At 72.3% G+C, this 13,295-nt stretch carries 13 protein-coding genes; 3 read left to right on the forward strand and 10 right to left on the reverse strand.

What is annotated here, in order from left to right:
- Positions 1–12: 12 nt before the first annotated feature.
- Positions 13–993 carry an NAD(P)H-quinone oxidoreductase gene (locus CP983_RS21255; protein ID WP_150501179.1) on the reverse strand — a complete coding sequence of 327 codons (981 nt, stop codon included), beginning with the start codon at positions 991–993 and terminating at the stop codon, positions 13–15.
- Positions 994–1,155: 162 nt separating this feature from the next.
- Here CP983_RS21255 and CP983_RS21260 point away from each other — a divergent pair, with 162 nt between their 5' ends.
- A complete protein-coding gene (locus CP983_RS21260) occupies positions 1,156–2,169 on the forward strand; it encodes an ATP-binding cassette domain-containing protein (RefSeq protein WP_107904921.1) in 1,014 nt (337 codons plus the stop codon).
- Entirely contained in the window at positions 2,166–3,014 is an 849-nt protein-coding gene (locus CP983_RS21265; RefSeq protein ID WP_107904922.1) for an ABC transporter permease, read from the forward strand. The genes CP983_RS21260 and CP983_RS21265 overlap by 4 nt, the downstream gene beginning before the upstream one ends.
- 13 nt (positions 3,015–3,027) lie before the next feature.
- Here the strand turns inward: CP983_RS21265 and CP983_RS21270 are convergent, their stop codons facing one another.
- From CP983_RS21270 to pdhA, 6 genes are all read right to left on the reverse strand, one after another.
- Positions 3,028–4,146 (reverse strand): potassium channel family protein, encoded by a 1,119-nt coding sequence (locus tag CP983_RS21270; protein WP_167537744.1) that lies wholly within the window; start codon positions 4,144–4,146, stop codon positions 3,028–3,030.
- Positions 4,134–5,543 (reverse strand): molybdopterin molybdotransferase MoeA, encoded by a 1,410-nt coding sequence (locus CP983_RS21275; RefSeq protein WP_150501183.1) that lies wholly within the window; start codon positions 5,541–5,543, stop codon positions 4,134–4,136. Before CP983_RS21275 ends, CP983_RS21270 begins: the two co-directional genes overlap by 13 nt.
- Positions 5,540–6,484 (reverse strand): NTP transferase domain-containing protein, encoded by a 945-nt coding sequence (locus tag CP983_RS21280; protein ID WP_150501185.1) that lies wholly within the window; start codon positions 6,482–6,484, stop codon positions 5,540–5,542. Before CP983_RS21280 ends, CP983_RS21275 begins: the two co-directional genes overlap by 4 nt.
- A gap of 67 nt (positions 6,485–6,551) precedes the next feature.
- Positions 6,552–7,886, reverse strand: a complete 1,335-nt coding sequence (locus CP983_RS21285) for a dihydrolipoamide acetyltransferase family protein (RefSeq protein ID WP_150501187.1) — start codon at positions 7,884–7,886, stop codon at positions 6,552–6,554.
- On the reverse strand, positions 7,886–8,890 hold the full coding sequence (locus CP983_RS21290; RefSeq protein ID WP_030950496.1) for an alpha-ketoacid dehydrogenase subunit beta: 1,005 nt from the start codon (positions 8,888–8,890) through the stop codon (positions 7,886–7,888). Before CP983_RS21290 ends, CP983_RS21285 begins: the two co-directional genes overlap by 1 nt.
- A complete protein-coding gene (gene pdhA / locus CP983_RS21295; RefSeq protein ID WP_030950495.1) occupies positions 8,887–10,023 on the reverse strand; it encodes a pyruvate dehydrogenase (acetyl-transferring) E1 component subunit alpha in 1,137 nt (378 codons plus the stop codon). Before pdhA ends, CP983_RS21290 begins: the two co-directional genes overlap by 4 nt.
- A gap of 190 nt (positions 10,024–10,213) precedes the next feature.
- Between pdhA and CP983_RS21300 the strand changes: the two genes are divergently transcribed.
- Positions 10,214–10,699 carry an Lrp/AsnC family transcriptional regulator gene (locus tag CP983_RS21300; protein WP_107904928.1) on the forward strand — a complete coding sequence of 162 codons (486 nt, stop codon included), beginning with the start codon at positions 10,214–10,216 and terminating at the stop codon, positions 10,697–10,699.
- 15 nt (positions 10,700–10,714) lie between these two features.
- Here CP983_RS21300 and CP983_RS21305 read toward each other — a convergent pair whose 3' ends face one another.
- The 3 genes from CP983_RS21305 to CP983_RS21315 all read right to left on the reverse strand — a co-directional run bounded on the left by CP983_RS21305 (position 10,715) and on the right by CP983_RS21315 (position 13,223).
- Complete coding sequence (locus CP983_RS21305) at positions 10,715–11,020, reverse strand: hypothetical protein (protein WP_150501189.1); 306 nt, start codon at positions 11,018–11,020, stop codon at positions 10,715–10,717.
- 98 nt (positions 11,021–11,118) lie between these two features.
- Positions 11,119–11,709, reverse strand: coding sequence for a TetR/AcrR family transcriptional regulator (locus CP983_RS21310; protein ID WP_107904930.1), 591 nt, complete (start codon positions 11,707–11,709; stop codon positions 11,119–11,121).
- Complete coding sequence (locus tag CP983_RS21315) at positions 11,706–13,223, reverse strand: 3-hydroxyacyl-CoA dehydrogenase (protein WP_150501191.1); 1,518 nt, start codon at positions 13,221–13,223, stop codon at positions 11,706–11,708. Before CP983_RS21315 ends, CP983_RS21310 begins: the two co-directional genes overlap by 4 nt.
- Positions 13,224–13,295: the final 72 nt, after the last annotated feature.

Here is a 13,295-nt window from a genome sequence, read left to right on the forward strand (position 1 = left end):
GGTGCAGCCGCCCTACGGCGCCACCAGCAGCACCTTCCCCACGTGGCCGCTCTCCTCCACCACCCGGTGGGCCTGCGCCGCCTCGTTCATCGGCAGCTGGCGGTCGACGACCGGGCGTACATGGCCGGCGTCCAGAAGGGGCCAGACGTGTTCGCGTACGGCCGCGACGATCGCCGCCTTCTCGGCGAGCGGGCGGGCCCGCAGCGAGGTCGCGCTGATGGCGCCGCGCTTGCCCAGCAGCGCCCCGATGTTGAGCTCGCCCTTGATGCCGCCCTGCATGCCGATGATGGCCAGCCGGCCGTTGACGGCGAGGGTCTGGACGTTGCGGTCCAGGTACTTGGCGCCCATGTTGTCGAGGATGACGTCGGCCCCGGCCCCGTCGGTGGCCTTCTTGATCTCCTCGACGAAGTCCTGCTCCCGGTAGTTGATCAGGATGTCCGCGCCCAGCTCGGCGCACCGGTCCAGCTTCTCCCTGCTGCCCGCCGTGACGGCGACCTTCGCTCCGACGGCCTTGGCGAGCTGGATCGCCATGGTGCCGATGCCGCTGGAGCCGCCGTGCACGAGCAGCGTCTCGCCGGGGCGCAGGTGGGCGACCATGAAGACGTTGGACCACACCGTGCAGACCACCTCGGGCAGCGCGGCGGCCTGCGTGAGACTCACGCCCTTGGGCAGGGGCAGCAGCTGGCCGGCCGGCACGGCGACCTTCTCGGCGTAACCGCCGCCCGCCAGCAGCGCGCACACCTCGTCGCCGACCGCCCAGCCGGAGACGCCGGGGCCGACCTCGGCGATCCGGCCGGAGCACTCCAGGCCGGGGTAGGGGGAGGTGCCGGGCGGCGGGTTGTAGAAGCCCTGCCGTTGCAGGATGTCGGCGCGGTTGACGGCCCCGGCCATCACTTCGACCAGCACCTCGCCCTCACCGGCCACCGGATCGGGGACCTCGTCCCACACCAACGCCTCGGGCCCACCAGGTTCGGGAATCGTGATCGCATGCATGGGACGGACGCTACTCCTCGGCCCTACGCCGCCGTCCCTGCCCCGTCGCCGCCGGGTCCTTCGAAAATCCCTGTGCGCCACCGATGAGTTTGCGCGACCGTAAAGGTCTCCCCATGCGTAGCCCAAGAACGCGGAAGGACCATCCGGAAGGAACCCTAAAGCATGAGCACGCAGACGACGTCCGGTCTCGCCATCGAGACCGCGGGCCTGGTGAAGACTTTCGGTGAGACACGGGCCGTCGACGGCGTGGACCTCGCGGTTCCGGCCGGCACGGTCTACGGCGTCCTCGGCCCGAACGGCGCCGGCAAGACGACCACGGTGAAGATGCTCGCCACCCTGCTGCGGCCCGACGGCGGAGAGGCCCATGTCTTCGGGCACGACGTCGTCCGCGAGGCCGACGCGGTGCGCGGGCGCGTAAGCCTCACCGGGCAGTACGCCTCCGTGGACGAGGACCTCACCGGCACCGAGAACCTGGTCCTGCTGGCCCGTCTCCTCGGTCACGGCAAGCCCGCCGCGCGGGAGCGCGCCGGGCAGCTGCTGGAGGCCTTCGGGCTGACCGACGCGGCCGGGAAGCAGGTCAAGAACTACTCCGGCGGTATGCGCCGCCGTATCGACATCGCCGCCTCCATCCTGAACACCCCCGACCTGCTCTTCCTGGACGAGCCGACGACCGGCCTCGACCCGCGCAGCCGCAACCAGGTGTGGGACATCGTGCGCGCGGTCGTCGCCCAGGGCACCACCGTGCTGCTGACCACGCAGTACCTCGACGAGGCCGACCAGCTGGCCTCCCGGATCGCCGTCATCGACCAGGGCAAGGTGATCGCGGAGGGGACCAAGGGCGAGCTGAAGGCGTCCGTCGGCGCCGGCTCCGTCCATCTGCGGCTGCGTGACCCGGAGCAGCGGCCGGAGGCCGAGCGGGTGCTGCGGCTGGCGCTGGACGCGGACGTGCAGCTGGAACCCGACCCCGTGGCGCTCACCGCCCGCGTCGGTTCGGGCAGCGCGAACGGTCGGGGCGCGGCGGAACAGGCGGGCCGCGCGCTCGCCGAGCTCGCCCGCACCGGCATCACCGTCGACAACTTCTCGCTGGGCCAGCCCAGCCTGGACGAGGTGTTCCTCGCCCTGACCGGACACGACACCCACAAGACGGACGCCGACAAGGACGAGGTGACGGCATGAGCACCGTGACGCAGACCGAGAGCAAGGACCTCGCCCCCGTCAGCGCCGAGTCGCTCGCCGCGCTGCTCGTCGCCAAGGAGCGCCCGCCGCGGCCCAGCGCCTTCTCGGCGTCCATGACCTTCGGCTGGCGGGCGATCCTGAAGATCAAGCATGTGCCGGAGCAGCTCTTCGACGTCACCGCGTTCCCGATCATGATGGTGCTGATGTACACGTACCTGTTCGGGGGCGCCCTGGCCGGGTCCCCGAAGGAGTACATCCAGTTCCTGCTGCCGGGCATCCTGGTGATGTCGGTCGTGATGATCACGATGTACACGGGCGTCTCGGTGAACACCGACATCGAGAAGGGCGTCTTCGACCGGTTCCGTTCGCTGCCGATCTGGCGGCCGTCGACGATGGTCGGCTATCTGCTGGGCGACGCCCTGCGCTACACCATCGCCTCCATCGTGATGCTCACCGTCGGCATCATCCTGGGCTACCGCCCGGACGGCGGCGTGGCCGGAGTGCTCGCCGGGATCGCGCTGCTGGTGGCCTTCTCGTTCGCGTTCTCGTGGATCTGGACGATGTTCGGGCTGATGCTGCGCTCCGAGAAGTCGGTGATGGGCGTCAGCATGATGGTGATCTTCCCGCTGACCTTCCTGTCGAACGTCTTCGTGGACCCGAAGACCATGCCGGGCTGGCTCCAGGCGTTCGTGAACAACAGCCCGATCACACATCTGGCCTCGGCCGTGCGCGGGTTGATGGCCGGCGACTGGCCGGCCGACGAGATCGCCTGGTCGGTGGGCTGGGCGGCCCTGTTCGTGCTGGTCTTCGGGCCGATCACGATGCGGCTGTACAACCGCAAGTAGGGCGGCGCGTCCGTCAGATGGGCTTCATCCCCGGGGGCAGTCGCCGGTCGTCAGGTGTCACCTGGATGGCCGGCGACGCCCGCACGATGGTGATGAGCCGGTCGGTCAGCTCCAGTGTCCCGACGGCCGAATCGTCGTAGCCGAGCACGCGGTGCCCGCGGATGACACTGACGACCAGGTCCTCGATCTGCCGCGGGGTCTTGCCCACCTCGGCCTTTATGACGGGCCGTTCGATGATGTCGAGCCCGCTGCCCTGGTGGATCAGGTCCTCGAGGACCATGCCGGCGGCGGGGCTGAGCACCGACAGACCGAGCAGCCGCCCGGCCGCGCTGGCGCTGGTGATGACCGCGTCGGCGCCGGACTGCTTCAGCAGCGGCGCGTTCTCCTCCTCGCGGACCGCGGCCACGATCTTCGCGCCCCGGTTGAGCTGCCGGGCCGTCAGCGTCACCAGGACGGCCGTGTCGTCCCGCTGGGTCGCGATGATGATCTTCCGGGCCTTGTGCACCTCGGCCCGCTTCAGGACGTCGCTGCGCGTCGCGTCGCCGGTGACCCCCGCGTACCCGTCCGCGACGGCCGCTTCGATCACCTTGGAACTCGCATCGACCACGATGACCTGGTCCCGCCTCAGACCCGTGGCACAGACGGTCTGGATCGCCGAACGTCCCTTCGTGCCGAAGCCGACGACGACGGTGTGGTCACGCAAGGTGGACCTCCAGCGGGTCAGACGCCATTCCTCCCGGGTCCGTTCGGTGAGGACCTCGAGCGTGGTGCCGACCAGGATGATCAGGAACAGCACACGCATCGGCGTGATGACGAAGATATTGGTCAGCCGGGCGCCGTCGCTGACCGGGGTGATGTCGCCGTATCCGGTGGTGGAGAGGCTGACGGTGGCGTAGTAGAAGGCGTCGAGGAGATCGACGGACCCGTCCGAGCTGTCGTTGTAGCCGTCGTGGTCGGCGTAGACGATCAGGGCGGCGAGAACGAGCAGCGACAGTGCGATCGTGACCCGCTTGGCGACCTGCCGGAACGGGTGCTCCACCATCTTCTTCGGGAGCTTCACCCGATAGGTCGCGACTCTCTCGTCCGCACGGCGGGCGATCGCGTCCTGGCCCGGAAGTTTCACGTGAAACACACCTCGATACCGGCGGTGGCCCAGGGCAGATCGAGCAGTTCTGCCTCCTGACCCGCGCGTGCGCCGCCCGGCGGTACGACGGCGACGGCATCGGCCGCCGCCATGCCCCGCAGCATGGCCGGGCCCTGGTAGTGCAGCGGCACGGCATGGTCACCGCGCAGCACGACCGGGATGAGGCGGGTGTCGTGCGGGTGCCCGTGCGCAGCATCCTTCAGGGGCATCGTGTACGGCTCCGGGGCCGGGCGGGCGCCGAGGGTGCGCAGCAGGGGCTCGGCGAGCGTGAGCAGGCCGGAGACGGCGGCGAGCGGGTTGCCGGGCAGGCCGACGAGGTGCTGGTCCTCCTTGATGCGGGCCAGCAGCATCGGGTGGCCGGGCCGCACCTTGACGCCGTCCACCAGGAGTTCGGCGCCGATGCGCTCCAGCGTGGGGTGGACATGGTCGACGGGGCCGGCCGCGGTGCCGCCGGTGGTGACGATGAGGTCGGCTCCGGACTTGGTGAGGGCCTTGTGCAGCGCCTTGGCGTCGTCGCCGAGCCGGCGCACGGCGGTGACCTCGGCGCCGAGCGCGCGCAGCCAGGGAGGCAGCATCGGGCCGAGTGCGTCACGGATGAGCCCGTCGTGCGGGAGCCCCTCGGTGAGCAACTCGTCGCCGAGGACGAGGACTTCGACACGGGGTCGGGGTACGGCGGTGACGGTGTCGTATCCGGCGGCGGCCGCCAGTCCGAGCACGGCCGGCGTCACCAGGGTGCCCACGGGGAGGAGTTGGTCGCCGTTGCGGCACTCCTGGCCGCGCGGGCGGATGTCCTGGCCGTGCTGGATCTCCCGGGTGGCGTGCAGTTGGCCCTTGGTGTCGGTGCGGCCGTGCTCGCTGCGCAGGACGGCGGTGGTGTCCAGGGGGATGCGGGCACCGGTCGCGATCCGGACGGCCTCGCCGTCGGTGAGCGTTTCGGGCCCGGCGTGCCCGGCCAGGACGCCCTCTTCCCGTACGGCCCAGGGGCCGGGGCCGGCGACCGCCCAGCCGTCCATGGCCGAGGTGTCGAAGGAGGGCAGGTCGGTCAGGGCGGTGAGCGGGGCGGCCAAGGTGAGGCCGAGGGCGGCGTCGAGGGGGACGGAGACTGGGGCGCGGCGGGCGGCCCGGGTGGCTTTGAGAGCGGCGTGGGCGGCGATCTCGCGAGCCTCGGGCCAGGGGGTGGCCCGGTGGTGGCGGTCGGGGTTGTCGCCGTGCCGGCGGTCGGGGCCGTCCCGGTCCGGCTTGCGCGCGCCCCGGGGCTGCGGGGCGGGTGCGGGCGCATCGTCGCCGGACGCGCGGTGACCGTTGTGTTCGTTCACGAGGGCGAGCACCTCCTCGACGTCGAGGTCCTCGGCGTCCCCGTCCGTGCGGATGCCGCGGGCGGTCATCCGGCGTCCGGCCGGGTCTCGGGGGTGGCGTCGGGGGCGTCGGACTTGGCCGCGGCGGCCTCCTCGGCCCAGCGCAGGGCGAGTGCGGCGGCCTTGCGGGCGGCCTCGGCGACCGCCTCGGGGCCGCCTTCGCCGCCCTTGGCCTGTGCCGCCGCGTATCCGACGAGGAACGTGGTCAGCGGGGCCGCGGGCCGTGCCACGCCGTGGGCGGCGTCGCGGGCGAGGTCCAGCAGCACCTTGATGTCGACGTCGAGGTCGATGCCGAGTTCGTCCTTGACTGCGGAAATCCATTCATCCAACACGTGCCCATGCTCCCTGATGCGTGCCCTGGCGGTGGCGATGTCGTCCCAGGTGTCGCAGTCGAAGGACGCGACGGGGTCGGGGACGCGGGTGAGGTCGAGCGCGCCGGTCAGCCGGCGCAGGGGGAGGCCGCTGAGGCCGTCGTGCTCGCGGGCGAGCGCGGCCAGTTCGCGGCGCAGCGCGGACGCGCGGTACGCGGCGACGAGGTGCTGGTCGCGGCCGTCGGCGTCGGTGAGCAGCGCGCCGTCGGCGCCGCCGGTGCGCAGGGCGGCCAGCAGCCGCCGGACGGTGTCCTCGTCCAGGAACGGCAGATCGGCCGAGAGGACGAGGACCGACTCGGCCGTGGTGTGCCGGATGCCGGCGTCGAGGGCGGCCAGCGGGCCGCCGCCGGGCGGGTCCTCGCGGGCCCAGGTCACCGGCCGTGCGGTGGGTCGGGGGTCGGCGACGACGACGGTGGTGCGGGCGTCGGCGCAGGCGGCGAGCACCCGGTCGAGCAGCGGGCGCCCGCCGACGCTGACGGCGGGTTTGTCCACGCCGCCGAGCCGCCGCGCGGCACCGCCGGCGAGGACGACGGCGTCGTGCGCGACGTCCTGCCCGGCAGAGGCGGCGCCCTGCGCGCCCGTCGGTTCGTACGCGGTCATCCCCCGAGTATGCGTGCCCCGGCGATCACAGGGAACGTGGGGGAAGCAGCCGACCGCGACGGCTGGGTCAGAGTGTGCGCAGCAGCACCGCCGGCTGTTCGACGCAGTCCGCCACGTACCGCAGGAAGCCGCCCGCCGTGCCGCCGTCGCAGACCCGGTGGTCGAAGGTGAGCGAGAGCTCGACGAGCCGGCGCACGGCCAGTTCGCCCTCGTGCACCCACGGCTTGGGGATGATGCGTCCGACGCCGAGCATGGCGGCCTCGGGGTGGTTGATGATCGGCGTGGAGCCGTCGACGCCGAACACGCCGTAGTTGTTCAACGTGAAGGTGCCGCCGGTGAGTTCGGCCGGGGTGAGGGTGCCCGTGCGGGCAGCCTCGGTGAGCCGGGCGAACTCCGCGGTCAGCGACTCCGCGTCCCGTGCCTGCGCGTCCCGCACCACCGGGACGACGAGTCCCCGCTCGGTCTGCGCGGCGAAGCCGAGGTGCACCTGGTCGAGCTGGACGACCTCCCTGGCCTCCATGTCGACGGTGGAGTTGAGCTCGGGGAAGCGGGCCAGGGCGGCGGTGCAGATGCGGGCCAGCAGGGCGAGCAGGGAGATCTTCGGTCCCCCGGCGGCGTTCATCGCGGCCCGTGCCCGCATGAGCTCCGTCGCGTCGGCGTCCACCCAGCAGGTCGCGTCCGGGATCTCCCGGCGGCTGCGGGAGAGCTTGTCGGCGACGGCACCGCGGACACCCTTGAGGGGGATGCGGATGCCGCCGGCGGGGGCGGAGGAGCGGACGGGGGCCGGCGCGGCCGGGACGGCGGCGGGCGCCGGGGCCGACGGTGCCACCTGGGTGCGCGGCTCGGCCACCGGCTGCACGGTCCGCCCGTGCACCTGGGCGGCCCGCAGCGCGTACTCGACATCTGCCCGCAGGATCAGCCCGTCCGGCCCGGAGCCGTGCAGCTCCCGCAGGTCCAGGCCGTTCTGGCGGGCGAGGCGGCGCACCAGCGGGGAGATGACCGGCACGGGTCCCTCCGCCGCTTCCCTGGCGACGGCGTCCCCGTTGGCGGACACCTGCTCCCCCGGCCGCACCCTTCTGCGGCGCGCGGGTGCCTCGGAGGTGCCGTAGCCCACCAGGACGTTCCCGGAGCCCTCGCTCTCGCCGTCGGTGGTCGGCGCGCCGACGGCCACCGTGATCAGCGGCGCCCCGACGGGCAGTTCGGTGCCCTCCTCGCCGAAGCGGGCCGTGACGACGCCGCCGTAGGGGCAGGGGACCTCGACCATCGCCTTGGCCGTCTCGACCTCGACGACCGGCTGGTCGATCGCGACGACGTCGCCGACCTGGACCAGCCAGCGCACGATCTCCGCCTCGGTGAGCCCCTCCCCGAGGTCGGGGAGCTTGAACTCGAGCACCTGTGCCATCAGCTCTCGGCCTCCCACTGCAGACGCCCCACGGCGTCCAGGATCCGGTCCACGCCGGGCAGGTGGTGACGCTCCACCATCGGCGGCGGATAGGGGATGTCGAACCCGGCCACACGCAGCACCGGCGCCTCCAGGTGGTGGAAGCAGCGCTCCGTGATCCGGGCCGCGATCTCCCCTCCCGGTCCGCCGAACCCGCCCGACTCGTGCACGACGACCGCCCGTCCGGTCCGCCGTACGGAGGCGGTGACCGTGTCGTCGTCGAACGGCACCAGCGAGCGCAGGTCGACGACCTCCAGGTCCCAGCCCTCCTCCCGCGCCGCCTCGGCGGCTTCGAGGCAGACGGGCACGGACGGACCGTACGTGATGAGCGTGGCGCTCCGGCCGGAGCGCCGCACCACCGCACGGCCGATCGGTTCAACGGTCTGCGGGTCCTCGGGGTTCCAGGAGTCCTTCGACCAGTACAGACGCTTGGGCTCCAGGAAGACGACCGGGTCGTCGGAGGCGATGGAGGCGCGCAGCAGGCCGTAGGCGTCGGCGACGGTCGCGGGCGTGACGACATGGAGCCCCGGAGTCGCCATGTAGTACGCCTCGGACGAGTCGCTGTGGTGCTCGACGCCGCCGATGCCGCCGCCGTAGGGGACCCGGATGGTGATCGGGAGCGGCATCCTGCCGCGGGTGCGGTTGCGCATGCGCGCGACGTGCGAGATCAGCTGCTCGAACGCCGGGTAGGCGAAGGCGTCGAACTGCATCTCGACGACCGGGCGCAGCCCGTACATGGCCATGCCGACGGCCGTGCCGAGGATGCCCGCCTCGGCCAGCGGGGTGTCGGTGCAGCGGTCCTCGCCGAACTCCTTGGCGAGTCCGTCGGTGACGCGGAAGACGCCACCGAGGGTGCCGACGTCCTCGCCCATGACGTGCACGGACGGGTCGGCGGCCATGGCGTCGCGCAGCGCGCGCGTGAGGGCCTGCGCCATGGTGGCCGGCTTGACGGCGACGGTGGTCATCGGTGCGACCCCTCGGACTCGGCGTGCAGCTCCGCCTGCAACTGGGCGCGCTGTTCGCGCAGTTGCGGGGTGGGCTCGGCGTAGACGTGGTCGAACAGGTCCATCGGGTCGAGCGCCGGGTCCTGGTTCATGCGTTCGCGCAGGTCGGCGGCCATGGCCTCGGCGGCGTCGCGGGCGGCCTGCTTGCCGGCGTCGTCGAGCAGACCGCGCTCGGTCAGCTCGTGCTCCAGGAGCGCGATCGGGTCGTGCCCGCGCCAGGTCTCGACCTCGGAGTCGCCGCGGTAGCGGGTCGCGTCGTCGGCGTTGGTGTGGGCGTCGATGCGGTAGGTGATCGCCTCGATCAGGGTGGGACCGCCGCCCGCGCGGGCCTGTCGCACGGCGTCGGCGAGCACCTCGTGCACGGCGGCCGCGTCGTTGCCGTCGACCAGGCGGCCGGGCATGCCGTAGCCGACGGCCTTGTGGGCCAGCGACGGGGCCGCGGTCTGCTTGGCGAGCGGGACGGAGATGGCGAAGCCGTTGTTCTGGACCAGGAAGACGACCGGCGCCTGCCACACGGCGGCGAAGTTCAGCGCCTCGTGGAAGTCGCCCTCGCTGGTGCCGCCGTCGCCGACCAGGGCGAGCGCGACCACGTCGTCGCCCTTGAGGCGGGCGGCGTGGGCGAGGCCGACGGCGTGCGGAAGCTGGGTGGCGAGCGGCGTGCACAGGGGGGCCACGCGGTGCTCGTGCGGGTCGTAGCCGGTGTGCCAGTCGCCGCGCAGCAGGGTCAGGGCCTCGACGGGGTCCACGCCGCGTGCGACGGCCGCCAGGGTGTCGCGGTAGCTCGGGAAGAGCCAGTCGCGCTCCTGAAGGGCCAGTGCGGCGGCGACCTCGCAGGCCTCCTGGCCGGTGCTGGACGGGTAGACGGCGAGGCGGCCCTGCTTGGTGAGCGCGGTCGCCTGCACGTTGTACCTGCGGCCCCGCACCAGCTCGGCGTAGAGCCGGCGCAGCAGGTCCGGGTCGGCCTTCGCGGCCGCCTCCGTCCCGAGGACGCGGTAGGGCTCTGCGTCGGGCAGCAGCGGCGCGGGGTCCATACGGGGCTGCCAGGCGGGCGGCGGCGATGGCCGATACGCGCCTCGCTGCTCCATGACCGTCATGACGGCACCTCCTCGTGGGAGTGGCTACGGGAGGCGCAGCTCCTGTGACGCGCCCCACCTACCGATTGTTCGGTCGTCGGCACATTTTGGCTACAGGCCCCCCGAGGCTGTGGACAAACGGTTCTCCACAGCCTCCAATGAACGCAGTACGTCCACGGAAGGAAGGTGGGGGGACATGGCGCCTGAACAAATGGCCGAAGGCCCGGACGACGGAATCCCCCTGCCGCCCGCCCGGCCGCTCGACGCCATAGATCAGGACATCCTCCAGATGCTCCAGGCGGACGGCCGCGCGTCCATACGCTCGGTGGCCGAGCGGGTCCATGTCTCGCGCGCCAACGCCTACTCCCGCATCAACCGCCTCATCGAGGACGGCGTCATCCGTGGCTTCGGCGCCCGCGTCAACCATGAACGCGCAGGCCAGGGCACATCCGCGTACATCACCCTGAAGATCGTCCAGAACTCCTGGCGCACGGTCCGCGAACAGCTGCGCCAACTGCCCGGCGCCTCGCACATCGCCCTGGTGGGCGGCGACTTCGACGTCCTGCTCCTGGTGCACACCCCGGACAACCGCTCCCTGCGCGAACTGGTCCTCACCCGCCTCCAGAGCATCCCCGAGGTCCTCAGCTCCCGCACTCTGCTGGTCTTCGAGGAGGAGGACCTGGAGCCCCAGGGCTGAGCCGGCCGCGGCCCCTCAGGCGGAGGCCGTCACCAGGCCGATCAGCAGCAGCAGCGCCGGCGGGAGCAGCACGCAGACGAGCCCCGTCACAGCCGCCGCCAGGCGCGCCGTCCGCAGGGATCGCCGATGCGGCAGCAGCCAGGCGAGCACGAGCAGACCGAAACCCCAGTGGACCACGCCACCGAGCATCCCCAGGGCGCCCTCGGCTCCCAGGAAGACGTAGTCCCACACCAGGATCGGCAACGCGGGCACCGTCGCCACGAGCGGTGCCTTCCACCAGGTCGGATGGCGTTCGTCGCCCCGCACGTCGTCGGCTGTCATGCGCCCCACCCCACCACCGGCCGGCCCGCCGTGGCATCCGCGGCCGTACTCATCACCGCCACGCGCGCGTACTCACACCCACGCCGGCGCGGGCGGGTTCAGCTCGCCCTGCGCAGGCCCCCGAAGACCAGGCGGACCACCGTCTCGGCGACCTCGCGTTCGTTCATCCCGCGGCCGTCCGGGCGGTACCACTCCACGATGGAGTTGACCATGCCGAAGACGAGCCGGGTGGCCAGGCGGACCTCGACGTCGCCGCGGACCTCGCCCTCGGCGGCGGCGGCCTTCAGCAGTGCGGCCACCTGGTGGTCGAAGTCGCGGCGCCGCTCAAGGGCCCAGCGCTCGGTGTCGGTGTTGCCGCGCACCCGCAGGAGCAGCGTCACGTACGGCAGCTCGGCTATCAGCACCTCGACCATGCGCCGGACGACGTACTCCAGGCGGTCCGCGGCGTGCCCCACGCGTGCGTGCTCCTCGTCGAGGATGCCGAAGAGCCCGTCCAGGGCGCGGCTGACGGCGCGGCGCAGCAGCTCCTCCTTGCCCGTGACGTGGTGGTAGATCGACGACTTGGAGATGCCGGCGGCCCTGGACAGGTGCTCCATGGAGGTGCCGTCGTAGCCGCGTTCGTTGAAGACCTGCACGGCGACGGAGAGCAGGGTCTCCGGGGTGTACGTGTCGCGCTTGGCGGTGGTCATGAGGTGCTGCCCTCCCGCTTGTCGGAGGCGTACGCGTGGCGGTAGAGCGCGAGGGACGGCGCGTAGCGGCCGGAGGGCTCGCGCACGTGCAGCTCGTCCAGGAGGTCGTAGGCCCAGCCGCGGCCCAGGCGGCGGCTCCATTCGAAGGGCCCCAAGGGGTAGTTCACGCCGAGCCGCATCGCGGTGTCGATGTCCTCCACGGTGGCCACGCCCTTGGCGACGGCGTCGTGCGCCAGGTCGACGATCCGGGCGACCGTGCGGGCGACGATCATGCCGGGGACGTCGCCGATGACGCTGACGTCCTTGCCGAGCGCCTGGAACAGGCCGATGGCCTCGGTGAGGGTCTGCGGCGCGGTGTCCTGCGAGGCGGACAGCGCGATCCGGGTGGCACGGCGGTAGTCGACCGCGAGGTCGAAGTAGACGACGTCCCGGAACTCCACCGACGTCTGGCCGTCGGCGAGCGCCAGCTGGCCGCCGCTCGGCAGCACCAGACGCGTGCCGTGGTCCTCTTCCTCCTCGCGCACCGGGATGCCCGCCTCGCGGATCAGCGAAAGCAGCTCGGAGGCGGGGCCCAGGTCGCCCTCGGCGACGACGTAGGAGGGCTGCTGCCGCTTCTCGGCGGTGTGCGGCTCGTCCCGCTCGGCGTCCTCCGCGTAGTCGTACCAGCCGTGCCCGCTCTTGCGGCCGAGCCGGCCCGACTCGACCAGGCGGCGCTGGGCGAGCGAGGGCGTGAAGCGCACGTCGTGGAAGAAGGCCTGCCACACGGAGTGCGTGACGGATTCGTTGACGTCCTGCCCGATCAGGTCGGTGAGCTCGAAGGCGCCCATCTTGAAGCCGCCGCACTCGCGCAGCACCGCGTCGATGGTGGCCGGATCCGCTCCTTGCGCCTCGTAGACCGCGAAGGCCTCGGCGTAGAAGGGCCGGGCGATGCGGTTGACGATGAAGCCGGGGGTGTCGGCGCAGGCCACCGGCGTCTTGCCCCAGGCCCGTGCCGTCTCGTACGCGCGCGTGGCCGACGTGACGTCGGTGGCGAACCCGGAGACGACCTCGACCAGCGGCAGCAGCGGCGCGGGGTTGAAGAAGTGCAGGCCGACGAAGCGGCCCGGGTTCGCGAGGGCGCCGCCGATGGCCGTGACCGACAGGGACGAGGTGTTGGTGGCGAGCAGGCAGTCCTGGTCGACGACGCCCTCCAGCTCGCGCAGCAGTTCCTGTTTGACGTCGAGACGCTCCAGGACGGCCTCGACGACCAGGGCGCAGTCCGCGAGCTCGGCGAGGGACTCGGCGGGCAGCAGCCGGGCACGGGCCGCGTCGCGGTCGGCGCCGGTGAGGCGGTCCTTGGCGACGAGCCGGTCCAGGCGGGCGCCGATCGCGTCCGCCGCCGCCTGCGCGCGCCCGGGAGCGGCGTCGTACAGCCGTACCGGGTGGCCGGCGACCAACGCGACCTGGGCGATGCCCTGGCCCATGGTGCCGGTGCCGACGACGGCCACGGGGCTGCTGAGGTCGAGAGCTGTCATGTGCGCGATCCTCCCGCACGGGGTTTTCCACAGATGCGGCGGACCCCCTTGAACCGACCGATCGTTCGGTTA

Source organism: Streptomyces chartreusis, assembly GCF_008704715.1.
Classification (GTDB): domain Bacteria; phylum Actinomycetota; class Actinomycetes; order Streptomycetales; family Streptomycetaceae; genus Streptomyces; species Streptomyces chartreusis.

Excerpts from the sequence above, each read along its gene's own strand:
- CP983_RS21305 (WP_150501189.1), bottom strand. The coding sequence starts at position 11,020 with ATGACAGCCGACGACGTGCGGGGCGACGAACGCCATCCGACCTGGTGG.
- CP983_RS21260 (WP_107904921.1), top strand. The coding sequence starts at position 1,156 with ATGAGCACGCAGACGACGTCCGGTCTCGCCATCGAGACCGCGGGCCTG.
- pdhA (WP_030950495.1), bottom strand. The coding sequence starts at position 10,023 with ATGACGGTCATGGAGCAGCGAGGCGCGTATCGGCCATCGCCGCCGCCC.
- CP983_RS21290 (WP_030950496.1), bottom strand. The coding sequence starts at position 8,890 with ATGACCACCGTCGCCGTCAAGCCGGCCACCATGGCGCAGGCCCTCACG.
- CP983_RS21310 (WP_107904930.1), bottom strand. The coding sequence starts at position 11,709 with ATGACCACCGCCAAGCGCGACACGTACACCCCGGAGACCCTGCTCTCC.
- CP983_RS21265 (WP_107904922.1), top strand. The coding sequence starts at position 2,166 with ATGAGCACCGTGACGCAGACCGAGAGCAAGGACCTCGCCCCCGTCAGC.
- CP983_RS21315 (WP_150501191.1), bottom strand. The coding sequence starts at position 13,223 with ATGACAGCTCTCGACCTCAGCAGCCCCGTGGCCGTCGTCGGCACCGGC.
- CP983_RS21300 (WP_107904928.1), top strand. The coding sequence starts at position 10,214 with ATGGCCGAAGGCCCGGACGACGGAATCCCCCTGCCGCCCGCCCGGCCG.
- CP983_RS21255 (WP_150501179.1), bottom strand. The coding sequence starts at position 993 with ATGCATGCGATCACGATTCCCGAACCTGGTGGGCCCGAGGCGTTGGTG.
- CP983_RS21280 (WP_150501185.1), bottom strand. The coding sequence starts at position 6,484 with ATGACCGCGTACGAACCGACGGGCGCGCAGGGCGCCGCCTCTGCCGGG.
- CP983_RS21285 (WP_150501187.1), bottom strand. The coding sequence starts at position 7,886 with ATGGCACAGGTGCTCGAGTTCAAGCTCCCCGACCTCGGGGAGGGGCTC.
- CP983_RS21275 (WP_150501183.1), bottom strand. The coding sequence starts at position 5,543 with ATGACCGCCCGCGGCATCCGCACGGACGGGGACGCCGAGGACCTCGAC.